Annotated in this window: 12 protein-coding genes; 9 read left to right on the top strand and 3 right to left on the bottom strand. The window is 43.8% G+C overall.

Going from position 1 to position 11,010, the window contains the following annotated elements; all coding sequences use genetic code 11:
• The first annotated feature begins 183 nt into the window (after positions 1-183).
• Positions 184-2,121 (top strand): DNA topoisomerase (ATP-hydrolyzing) subunit B, encoded by a 1,938-nt coding sequence (gene gyrB / locus Q0R35_RS02145; protein ID WP_295614000.1) that lies wholly within the window; start codon positions 184-186, stop codon positions 2,119-2,121.
• A gap of 99 nt (positions 2,122-2,220) precedes the next feature.
• Here the strand turns inward: gyrB and Q0R35_RS02140 are convergent, their stop codons facing one another.
• The gene (locus tag Q0R35_RS02140; RefSeq protein WP_295613999.1) at positions 2,221-2,796 is read right to left on the bottom strand and encodes a hypothetical protein; all 576 of its coding nucleotides are present in this window, start codon (positions 2,794-2,796) and stop codon (positions 2,221-2,223) included.
• 263 nt (positions 2,797-3,059) lie between these two features.
• On the opposite strand from Q0R35_RS02140, the gene Q0R35_RS02135 reads away from it, so the two are divergent.
• From Q0R35_RS02135 to Q0R35_RS02115, 5 genes are all read left to right on the top strand, one after another.
• Positions 3,060-3,410 (top strand): PIN domain-containing protein, encoded by a 351-nt coding sequence (locus Q0R35_RS02135; RefSeq protein WP_366944802.1) that lies wholly within the window; start codon positions 3,060-3,062, stop codon positions 3,408-3,410.
• Between the two features lie 217 nt (positions 3,411-3,627).
• Positions 3,628-3,924 (top strand): hypothetical protein, encoded by a 297-nt coding sequence (locus Q0R35_RS02130; RefSeq protein ID WP_295613998.1) that lies wholly within the window; start codon positions 3,628-3,630, stop codon positions 3,922-3,924.
• A 132-nt stretch (positions 3,925-4,056) separates the two neighbouring features.
• Positions 4,057-4,770 (top strand): SprT family zinc-dependent metalloprotease, encoded by a 714-nt coding sequence (locus Q0R35_RS02125; RefSeq protein WP_295613997.1) that lies wholly within the window; start codon positions 4,057-4,059, stop codon positions 4,768-4,770.
• A 104-nt stretch (positions 4,771-4,874) separates the two neighbouring features.
• Entirely contained in the window at positions 4,875-5,360 is a 486-nt protein-coding gene (locus Q0R35_RS02120) for a GNAT family N-acetyltransferase (RefSeq protein WP_295613996.1), read from the top strand.
• A 221-nt stretch (positions 5,361-5,581) separates the two neighbouring features.
• The gene (locus Q0R35_RS02115) at positions 5,582-6,304 is read left to right on the top strand and encodes a hypothetical protein (RefSeq protein ID WP_295613994.1); all 723 of its coding nucleotides are present in this window, start codon (positions 5,582-5,584) and stop codon (positions 6,302-6,304) included.
• A gap of 417 nt (positions 6,305-6,721) precedes the next feature.
• Here Q0R35_RS02115 and Q0R35_RS02110 read toward each other — a convergent pair whose 3' ends face one another.
• Both Q0R35_RS02110 and Q0R35_RS02105 read right to left on the bottom strand, forming a co-directional pair.
• Complete coding sequence (locus tag Q0R35_RS02110) at positions 6,722-7,669, bottom strand: ribonuclease Z (protein ID WP_295613992.1); 948 nt, start codon at positions 7,667-7,669, stop codon at positions 6,722-6,724.
• Positions 7,670-7,913: 244 nt separating this feature from the next.
• A complete protein-coding gene (locus tag Q0R35_RS02105; RefSeq protein WP_295613990.1) occupies positions 7,914-9,089 on the bottom strand; it encodes a hypothetical protein in 1,176 nt (391 codons plus the stop codon).
• A 302-nt stretch (positions 9,090-9,391) separates the two neighbouring features.
• Between Q0R35_RS02105 and Q0R35_RS02100 the strand changes: the two genes are divergently transcribed.
• The 3 genes from Q0R35_RS02100 to Q0R35_RS02090 form a co-directional block, all read left to right on the top strand.
• Entirely contained in the window at positions 9,392-9,616 is a 225-nt protein-coding gene (locus tag Q0R35_RS02100; protein ID WP_295613988.1) for a DUF2281 domain-containing protein, read from the top strand.
• Complete coding sequence (locus Q0R35_RS02095) at positions 9,613-10,002, top strand: type II toxin-antitoxin system VapC family toxin (protein ID WP_295613986.1); 390 nt, start codon at positions 9,613-9,615, stop codon at positions 10,000-10,002. The genes Q0R35_RS02100 and Q0R35_RS02095 overlap by 4 nt, the downstream gene beginning before the upstream one ends.
• 103 nt (positions 10,003-10,105) lie before the next feature.
• Positions 10,106-11,010 (top strand): AAA family ATPase (locus Q0R35_RS02090; RefSeq protein ID WP_366944801.1); only part of this gene is annotated, 905 nt, incomplete at its 3' end.

The raw sequence follows: 11,010 nt of genomic DNA, 5'->3' as shown, positions 1-11,010 counted from the left end.
GGTAGCTCCTCGTAACCGATCGGCTCGATCGAAAACAGAAGAATAAACATCGATCTTCTCGCTCTCAAAAATATTCCCAAAACTATCTAGATTCGTCTATAGCCTATTTGTGTTATAATTTTGGAACGATTTATCATCAACACAGAAAATAGTCGCTTGTGACTCATTATTGGAGTATCGTTTATGACCAGTGATTATGGTGACGACAACATTCGGGTACTGGAGGGACTAGAAGCAGTCCGCGTCCGACCGGGGATGTATATCGGCTCGACGGGGCCAAAAGGACTGCATCATTTAGTATACGAGGTTGCAGACAACTCGATCGATGAAGCACTGGCTGGTCATTGCAAAAATATTGATATTTCGATCAATGCCAATGGTTCGATCACGGTAGTCGATGACGGACGGGGAATTCCGGCTGGTATTAACCCGCAGACGGGGAAATCGACGATTGAGACAGTCTTAACCGTTCTCCACGCTGGCGGTAAATTTGGCGATGGTGGTTATACCGTCTCTGGGGGTTTGCATGGAGTCGGGATTTCGGTTGTAAATGCGCTCTCGGCACATGTTGAAGTCAAAGTATGGCGGAATCAAAAAATCCATACTCAGCGGTTTGAGAAGGGTTTTGCCGTCACTGGCTTGGAAGTCGAGCCGAGTCCTGAAAATCGGACGGGTACGACGGTCACATTTTTACCAGATACCGAGATTTTTAAAGAATCGGTCGAATTTGATTATATAACTTTAGCTGGTCGCTTTAAAGAGTTAGCATATCTAAATGCCGGGATTCGGATTAGTTTTACCGATTACCGATTAGAACTATTGGGTTCTACCGTTCCTAAGGTTGAAAATTATTATTATGAAGGTGGAATTCGTGAATATGTTGCTTATCTAAACGAAAATAAGCAGCCCCTTCATGAAGAAATTATTTATATTCAAAGCGAACAAGATAAAGTTCAGGTTGAAGTTGCACTTCAGTGGTGTATCGATGCTTATTCCGATAATATTTTGGGATTTGCCAATAATATTCGGACGATCGATGGTGGAACGCACTTAGACGGATTGAAAGTGGTATTAACCCGTACCATGAACTCGATTGCCCGGAAGCGGAATAAACTTAAAGAAGGCGATGCCAATTTAGGCGGTGAAAATATTCGTGAAGGTTTAACTGCGATCGTTTCTGTTAAAGTTCCTAACCCAGAATTTGAAGGACAAACAAAAACGAAGTTAGGTAATACCGAAGTTCGGAAAATTGTCGATGCGATCGTCTCTGAAGCTCTGACTGAATATTTAGAGTTTCGTCCGAATATTGCCGATACTATTTTAGATAAAGCAATTCAAGCCTTTAACGCCGCAGAAGCAGCCAGACGAGCGAAGGAATTAGTCCGCCGGAAATCGGTATTAGAATCTTCAACTTTACCCGGTAAATTGGCAGATTGTAGCTCGAAAGATCCTAGTGAATCTGAGATTTTCATCGTGGAAGGAGATTCGGCGGGGGGGTCGGCAAAACAAGGACGAGACCGACGTTTCCAAGCGATTTTACCTCTACGCGGTAAGATTTTAAATATTGAGAAAACTGATGATTCTAAGATTTACAAAAACACCGAAATTCAAGCTCTAATTACGGCGTTAGGATTGGGTGTCAAGGGTGAAGATTTTAAACCCGAACAACTGCGTTATCACCGAATTTGTTTGATGACAGATGCCGACGTAGATGGTGCCCACATTCGGACGCTGTTACTGACATTCTTCTATCGTTATCAACGCGCATTGATCGATGAAGGATATATCTACATTGCTTGCCCGCCGCTCTATAAATTAGAGCGTGGACGCAATCACTATTACTGTTATAGCGAACGCGAATTGCAACGAAAAATAGCTGAATTTCCAGCGAATGCTAATTATACAATTCAGCGATTCAAAGGATTGGGAGAAATGATGCCCAAACAGTTGTGGGAAACTACAATGGATCGCGAAACTCGGACACTCAAACGGGTAGAGATTCAAGATGCTGCTGAAGCCGATCGAATTTTTACAATTCTGATGGGCGATCGTGTGGCACCGCGTCGGGAGTTTATCGAAACTTATGGGCCGAAATTAGGGCTGATGGATTTAGATATTTAGCCTCGATCGCATCGATAGTTAGTAACTAATAAATAATTAAAGACAGCGATTGTTTCAATTGAGGCAATCGCTGTCTTTTAGGCAAGTATTCAATTAACATTAACTAGGGATTACTGGTTCCAAATCTTCATCGCAAAGATCGCCTAACCGATCGGCAGTAGCCCGATCGAGATAAAATAAAATCATCGCCTGACCGTTATCTTTTGAATAAAACTGTTTGCCATCATGCTGTAAATCTTCCATCACATAAGTAATGGTCATCATATCAGCCCAATCATCATTTGCTTCGATCGACCAACGCTGCTGGCGATCTCCTAAGGTATATTCCAGCCAGCACTCACTTGCTGTCATATTAGTAGAGTCCACATTAATATAGTCCACCACATCGGTGAGATAGTCTGGCTTACCTGTTAACAAACACAGGTTTTTGACAATGTTTACGTAGTCACCAGTAGAGACGATACATTCGGTATCGAAATTCCACACTCGATCGCAAATCCGCCGTCCCCAGGGTTCGCGCTCCACCTCACTCCCAAATAAGAACAGCAACTGCTCGAATGGCTCTTGTTCGAGTTCAGATCGATCGAGAGAATATAACAGATCTTCGATTGTAATCCCAGAATTGAGAACTAATCCTAATTTGGCTAGTTCATCTAACTGTGCTTCTAATTTCAAAGTGCGGATATCTCCTATGAATCGCTGTAATTTGACCATAACATTCGATCGAACGAATTAACAATCGGATTAGTTAGCAAAGACGAGATTTTAGCTAAACTATTAGGGCATCTGCTCCTTACTCGATCGATAACTAAAATACTGTGGCACTAAAAAAATCCTTACCTTTATAGCTCTCAAACACGGCACGATGCACGAATTACTAACTGGTAGAATTAGATTAAATGAAAATCCTTCTCGATACACATATCTTGATATGATACATCTTTGACGACCCACGACTCCCCCAAACCCCAAATACAGCAATCGCCAACCCCGAAAATGAACTATGGCTCAGTCCCATAAGTATCTGGGAAATTTTGCTCCTTGCCGAAAAAGGGCGACTCTCTCTACAACCCAGCCCGATTGCCTGGATCGATAATGCCATTCAAGAACTAGGAACCATTGAAGCACCACTCAACAATGCGATTGCGATCTTGAGTCGTCAATTAGCCTGTCCGCACCAAGATCCTGCCGATCGATTTATTGCTGCTACAGCAATTTACTACAGCTTACAACTAGCTACTGTCGATCGAAGTCTCATCGATACGCCTTCATTAAATACGATCGGTTGAGATTGCCAATATTCTCTCAGATCTGGAGGTAAAGAGCGACTCGATCGCATCTAAACTAACCAAAACTTTACTCGGTAAAATTGGCATCGAAGCAACTATCGAAACCTTACCAGAAGGCATCAAAAACAATCGCGCAGCCGTCGCCGAAACGATCGAGAATAATATCCGTAGCAAAATTGTTAAAACCAATCTTGGCGATCCGGCTTATTCCGAAAAAATGTCGGCTCTCTTAGACGAAATTATCGCCGCCCGCAAGGATAAAGCGATTGCCTATGAAGACTACCTTCAGCAAGTTGCCGCACTAGCCAAACAAGTCGCCGCTGGTAAAGCCGCAGACACATCCGCCCAAATCGATACCCCAGGCAGATTCGCACTTTACAACCTCGCACTCAAAGCTGTTACATCGCAAGGTATAGTAGCAGAAACCGGAAATCCATATCTTCCAGACATTAAGATATTAGCACTCGCGATCGACATCGATACCGCAATTAAGCAGGTGCGATCGGATGATTAGCGCGGTAATCAAGCTAAAGAACAAGAAATTAAAGCCACACTTTATGAGATTCTTAAAGATATCGATACAGTCGAGCGCATATTTCTAATTATCTCACAGCAACCAGAATATTAGTTAAAAGTGGAGGCATAAATGACGAGCAGTGAAATCGTTATCGAGTTAGGCGATATAGAGATCGATGTGGTGCGAAAGAATATCAAAAATGTTCATCTGAGTGTTTGTCCGCCTACAGGTAAAGTGAGAATTTCAGCACCACTGCGAATGAATTTAGATACCATTCGTGGTTTTGCGATCGCTAAATTGAACTGGATTAAAAAACATCAGCAAAAGATTCGCAACCAAGCGAGAGAATCACCGCGATCTTATATCGATCGCGAAAGCCATTACCTCTGGGGAAAACGCTATTTACTAAGACTAATTGAAATCGATGCACCACCCCACCTCGAACTTCAATGCGATCGGATGTTATTGCAAGTTCGTCCAGGTGCAGATTTCCAGACCAAAAGAGCGGTATTTGATGACTTCTATCGATGCCAAATCGAGACAGCCATCCCGCCGCTAATTACTAAATGGGAAAAATTAATGGGATTACATGTCAATAGTTTCACTATTAGAAAAATGAAAACTAAATGGGGAAGTTGTACTCCTAGGTTAGGCACGATCCGGTTTAATTTAGAACTAGCTAAAAAACCAGCCGAATGCCTCGAATACGTCATCGTTCACGAAATGATTCATTTATTGGAACCCAGCCACAATCGACGGTTTATCGCTTTTATGGATTCATTTATGCCCAAATGGAGATTTTATCAATCCGAACTCAATCGACTCCCCATTTCTAGCATCTAGTTATCACTAAAATCTAACAAAGCTACTCGATCGTAAATTTAATCTAGAGACTTATAATTACAGATTCAGTCTTTCTTAACAATCTACCCCTTACCCTTACCGCAATGATTCGTGATGCTCTACTCGGAGATTTACCAGAAATTATTGAAATTTATAATACCTCGATTCCCGGACGGATGGCAACTGCAGATTTAGAGCCAGTTACCGTTGCCAGTCGAATGGACTGGTTTACCGCCCATACACCCGATCGCCGCCCATTGTGGGTATTAGAAATAGACGATAAAATTAAAGCATGGTTTAGTTTTCGATCGTTTTACGGGCGCGATGCTTATCGGCATACAGTCGAGGTAAGTGTCTATGTAGCTCCAGATTCTCATCACAAACATTTAGCCACCCAATTACTATCCCAGGCAATTACTAGCGCGCCTAGTTTAGAGATAAAAACTCTAGTTGCTTTTATTTTCGCTCACAATCAACCGAGTATCAATCTCTTTAAAAAATACGACTTTCAGCAGTGGGGTTATTTACCTCAAATCGCCGAACTCAACGGGATCGATCGAGATTTAGCTATTTTGGGAAGACAAGTTTAGGCTTTAGGCTTTAGCGAAGATCTACCCACCCCACTGGGGCGCGAAGCTCTGAGTGGGAAGCTTCCCCCACAAACGTCGCGATCTGAGTGACCCGACCAGTAGCCCTACGGGCACCCTTCCAAGGAGGGGATTTTTACGACTCCTTACTTCTCACTTCTCACTTCTCACTTCTCAATTAGACTATAGTTAAGCACATCCAAATACTCAACCAGCCCTATAGAATGACTGCTTTTAGCACTACAGAACCCATTCTTCGCCGCAAACAACATGCTTTAGACGTGCAAGATCTCGAAGGACTTTGGCGCGTCAACCTGAAAATTAAAAATTTAGAACTATTCTCTGGCTTTTATACGCGCATCGACCAAGTTTTTATTTTATGGGGTATTATTACTGCGATTATCTTCTCGACAGCCCAATTTTTAACCCTCAACTGGACAGATCAGGCGATGCTCTGGTCGGTGTTAACACTGATTGGTGCTTGGGGTACCTGTCATCTGGCATGGTATTGGGTGACTGTAGAGCGACTGCGCTGGGTCGTCTATACCTGGGTTGGACTGATGTTAAGCGGCGTATTATTGACCGATTGGGGCATTTTTGGCGGTGGATGGGTAATGTTACCCCATCTGTGTCGATTATGGTTGGGACTGAGCGGTATCGGCTATTTAGTTACAGCTTGGGGACTGCGTTCGCGGGCATTTTTAGCGAGTGGGTTACTGCATTTGGGCGCGATTGCACTATTGCCTTATCTGCTGGCTTGGCAGTTTTTGTTCGTGGGTATTATTACGGCAGGAAGTTTATTTCTGATGGCAGAAGTCCAATGGGATATGCATACTAGCAATAACGATCGATTATTGACACCAGCCCAAAAACAGTTTAACCAGCAACAATGCGAACTAAGGGCGATGAAAACATCAGACTATCGGAGGATATTCGATCGTCAGTAGCTTAAATAATCGGCATCGAAGCTCATCCGAACGGACGATTTTATTAAATATTGAATTAGTTAGTATTAATAGATGGAATAAGTAATTATTTCTATTACTAATTTCTTATGATTACCAAAGCTATTTTCTTGGTTAATTAATTAGACTCACACTGGATGGGGGTTATGTCGCAGTGACCCATTTTTACTCACCGAAGGAGAGCGACGGCAGGAGAGTAGGTAGTGTGGAAAATAGCGGCTAAAATGTCACTTTAAGTATCACAACTTAAATTCCAAACGCCCAATTTAGTGTAGAGTTTCTGTCGCTTCCTCTACTTTATTTCTACCAAAGGGGAATTAAACTTCCTATCAGAGCGATCGGAGGTAGAAAATAATTGGGTGATTTTCATTTTCGTTGGAGTAGCCAACGATACTGTGATTATTTAATTGAACTATCGATGCGGCGGGGTACTTCGTGAGTCATTAGATCGTAAGCCATCCGCGTATTCGGGAAAATGGCGCGTGCGGCTTGCAATAAATCGTCCAACCCAATCGGGCTTCCTGGCCCGTAGCGGGGGCTAAAATGAGTGAGGATTAATTCTTTGGCTCCTGCACCTAAAGCTACTTGTGCCGCCATTGTCGAGGTAGAATGCAGCCTGTCGAATGCCATATCGGCATCTTGATGGGCGAATGTCGATTCGTGAATCAGCACATCGGCATCGGCGGCGAGTTCGATCGAATTTTCACAGAATACCGTATCGGTACAATAAACAAATTTGCGCCCGATTTCAGTTTCGCCACACAAATCTCGACCGTTAATCACTCTCCCATCGGGTAAAGTGACTACTTCACCATTTTTTAATTTGCCATAAAGCGGCCCCGATGGAATGCCTAATTCTTTCGCTTTTTCTAAGTTAAATCGCCCCGGTCGATCGGTCTCGCTGACGCGGTAACCATAGGCAGGAACCTTGTGCTTGAGCGGAATGCAAGTGACTGTAAAATCTGCTTCCTGATAAACTATTCCCGGTTCGATCGTATGAACTTTAATCGGATAATTAAAGTGTGTATACGAATATTTCTGACAGGCGCGGAGATATTCATCTAAACCTTTGGGGCCATAAATATCGATGCGATCGGGACTACCCGCCATTCCATAAGTTGCCAACAATCCCATCAATCCAAAAATGTGATCGCCGTGTAAATGCGTCACAAAAATGCGCCGAATCTGGCTGATTTTGACATCGCAACGCAATAATTGATGCTGAGTCGCTTCACCGCAATCGAATAACCACACTTCACCCCGCTGCGGCAGATTGAGTGCGATACTAGAAACATTGCGCGCCCTGGTAGGGACACCTGAAGATGTGCCGAGGAAGGTAATTTGCACTACTGCTATCTGTCGATCGGTACTGAATTCGGAAGACTGGTCTAAATAGCCAGAACAGTCTATATTTTACCGCGTCGATCGGCAACCGTACCAGAAAATTTGGTTGATTTTACTGTTCGATTTCGGATCGATCGCAATTGGGACGAGTCGATTGCCGATCGATGACAAAAAATATCTCCAGGCTATAGTAGCATTGGAGATATTAAAAACATCTAAAGATCGGACAATTTAAGCCGATCGACTTTTAAAATCTGTAACCAAAACTCACCCCAATATCAAAGCTACTATTACCCGAAACTGGCGCACTGCCGCTAAACCCACCAGGGCCTGAGACACTCAAAGTACCACTTTTAGAGAAATTGTAAGTAGCATTTAAGCCAGCAGTAAAATCGCCGGAAATTGCATAGTCAGCACCGATTAATGCCCCGATACTGGTTTCGGTAGTGCTGGTATCAAAGTTACCAACTTTACTAGAGCCAGATGCGAACAAGATTCTGGGGCCAAAATATCCCATCAGCTTTTTGTCGGCAGATTCAAAATCATAAGTAATCGCCGCACCATAAGCCACACCAGAACCTGGAGTAAAACCTACTGCACCTGTATTTGCAGCGTAAGCAACACTCTGATTCGCCGTAGTGATGATGGCGTTCTGTGCAGGAGTCCGAATTGCAACAGAAGTATTTAGTGCTGAAGTCAACTGATTGGCGAAGGCATCAGCTTCTAACTCAGTTAAAGGAGTTCTAGAGAAAATTTGCGCCGTTTCTCTTTGTTGAGTGGGAGTTAGGCTTGAAAAGACGCTTAAATCGGCGTTATTCAGACTCAATCGAGCATTCGCAATTGTCTGATTCTGAGCGGGAGTCCGATTGGCAGCAGGAGTCTCCACAGCTTGCTTTAAAGCAGCCGTAGCAGCATCGATCTGAACATCAGTTGTATTGGCAGGTGCAAAAAGTTTTACCTGTGCTTTTTGCTGTGCTGGAGTGAGAGTTTTAAAATTCTCAAGATCGTATCGTTGGACAGAATCTTGAGCCTTGGCGATGTAAAAATTTTGTTCGGTAGTCCGACGTGCAGGTGCAGTAGCCAAAGCCGCGCTCAGTCGCTTGGCAACGTCATCGGCTTGTTGGTCGGTTAGCGCAATATCAAAAATCAACTTGACCTGTGCGCGTTTCTGCTCGGTAGTTAGGCTTGCAAAACCGCTGAGAGTACCCGAACCATTTGATACAGCTTGACTGAAGGTAGCACCGCTAACACTGGGTGTGTAACCAAATAGAACGATCGGTCTGACCGATACTGGTACGCCTGGATTGCTGATTCGCCCTTTAATACCAAAGGATGTGCCACCACCACTAAATTCGATCGTGGGGCCGATTGAATATGGTTTCGATTGTTCCTGAGCATTGACACTACTAGTCCCAACAGCCATTGCTGTCAGTGAAACAAGTATGTATGTATGTATGTATGTATGTATGTATGTATGTATGTATGTATGTATGTATGCGCGATTCATGATTTGAGCCTCAGTTTGAAAGGAATGGGGTTTCTGATATTTAGGTCGCTACAATACAAGCAGATCTACTTTTGCACGAGCATGATTTGTAGCACCCACAGACAGTATGCCCAGTTCCAATCGGTTACTATCTATACTCAGAGAAAAATGTGCCTAAGTTGACGATCGCGCTGACATGCTAATCTTCTACAATTAAAGTGTAGTCACAGAGCTAAACCATGCAAGTATCTGTAACAGAAGCCGCCGCTAACCTCAACGAGCTAATCCAAGCTGCTATTAATGGTGAAGAAGTAATTGTGCTTAATGGCGATCGACCTGCAATTAAATTTACACCGATAGTCACAATCAGACCAGATCGTCAACCTGGTAGTGCCAAAGGTCTGATTTGGGTATCAGATGATTTTGACGAGCCGTTAGAAGAATTCAAGGAGTATATGGAGTGAGGGTTTTAATTGATACTCATGTTTTTATTTGGTATGTTCAAAGCAGCGACAGATTACCCAGTTTCGTAACTGCGATTATTAATGATGGTAGGAATGATATCTTGTTGAGCATTGCCAGCGTTTGGGAGATGGCAATTAAGCAAAGCACTGGCAAACTCAATCTTGGTAATCCTTACGCAAGTTTCATTTCAGAGCAAATGAAACTCAATAGCATGGAATTGTTGCCTGTAAGGTTAGAACATCTCAATTTAATTACTACTTTGCCACTCCATCACCGCGATCCATTCGATCGCCTGTTAATTGCTCAAGCGATCGCAGAAGATATATTATTTATTAGTGCCGATAGTGTATTTTCGCTCTATCCAGTTCGATTAATGTGGGAATAGTGGCTGGATGCCCAGCTTGTCGAGTGTAGTTTGTATTAAGCTATAGGCAGATAGATCGAGCCGCATCTGGGAAATTCCGATCCGCAGCACTTCGCTACCATATATGACCTTTAGTACAGAATTTGAACTACTTTTACGGGCGAGATCTCCCCTAATTTATATTCCCACCACCGAAGAAGAGCGCGTGGAAGGTGCGATCGCTAAAGTCGCCCAGCAGCAAGGCAATCGCCCGATTTATATTTGGGATTTTGTCGATGGTTATCAGGGCAATCCTAACGATAATGGCTATGGGAAACGGAACCCATTACAAGCTCTCGAATTTGTCGATAAGCTCAGTCCCGATGTCTCTGGCATCTTTATTCTCCGCGATTATCATCGCTTTCTTGAAGATGTCTCTGTCGCGCGTAAACTGCGAAATCTGGCGCGCAAACTCAAGTCCGAACCGAAAAATATCGTCATTCTCTCGCCCCAGATTATCATCCCCAGCGACCTGAGCGAAGCGATCGTACTGTTAGAATTTCCGCTTCCCACGGCTACCGAAATTAAAGTCGAGATCGAGAGATTGACAAAAGCGACGGGAAACTACCTCAGCAGCCAGCAATTAGACGATCTGATCCGGGCTTGTCAGGGCTTATCTACAGACAGAATTCGCCGCGTTTTAGCCCGTGCGATCGCCACCCACGGCGAGATTCGCCCCGATGATGTCGAATTGGTACTTGCCGAAAAACGCCAAACGATCCGCCAGACGCAAATTCTCGATTTTTACCCCGCCAAGGAACAGATTACCGATATCGGTGGCTTAGATAACCTCAAAGAGTGGTTGCTGCGCCGTGGGGGTTCCTTTTCCGATCGTGCGCGTCAATATGGTCTTCCTTACCCTAGAGGGCTGTTGCTGGTCGGAATTCAGGGCACTGGTAAATCGCTGACGGCTAAAGCTATTTCTCATCACTGGTATTTACCGTTATTACGGTTGGATGTCGGGCGACTGTTTGGCGGATTGGTAGGCGA

The organism is Chamaesiphon sp. GL140_3_metabinner_50 (assembly GCF_025361915.1).
Classification (GTDB): Bacteria; Cyanobacteriota; Cyanobacteriia; order Cyanobacteriales; family Chamaesiphonaceae; genus Chamaesiphon.
This window is presented reverse-complemented; position numbering and strand designations above follow the sequence as displayed.

What these genes read in the sequence shown, in the direction of transcription:
- gyrB (WP_295614000.1), top strand. Translation starts at nt 184, where the DNA reads ATGACCAGTGATTATGGTGACGACAACATTCGGGTACTGGAGGGACTA.
- Q0R35_RS02130 (WP_295613998.1), top strand. Translation starts at nt 3,628, where the DNA reads ATGTCGGCTCTCTTAGACGAAATTATCGCCGCCCGCAAGGATAAAGCG.
- Q0R35_RS02125 (WP_295613997.1), top strand. Translation starts at nt 4,057, where the DNA reads ATGACGAGCAGTGAAATCGTTATCGAGTTAGGCGATATAGAGATCGAT.
- Q0R35_RS02120 (WP_295613996.1), top strand. Translation starts at nt 4,875, where the DNA reads ATGATTCGTGATGCTCTACTCGGAGATTTACCAGAAATTATTGAAATT.
- Q0R35_RS02115 (WP_295613994.1), top strand. Translation starts at nt 5,582, where the DNA reads ATGACTGCTTTTAGCACTACAGAACCCATTCTTCGCCGCAAACAACAT.
- Q0R35_RS02105 (WP_295613990.1), bottom strand. Translation starts at nt 9,089, where the DNA reads ATGGCTGTTGGGACTAGTAGTGTCAATGCTCAGGAACAATCGAAACCA.
- Q0R35_RS02100 (WP_295613988.1), top strand. Translation starts at nt 9,392, where the DNA reads ATGCAAGTATCTGTAACAGAAGCCGCCGCTAACCTCAACGAGCTAATC.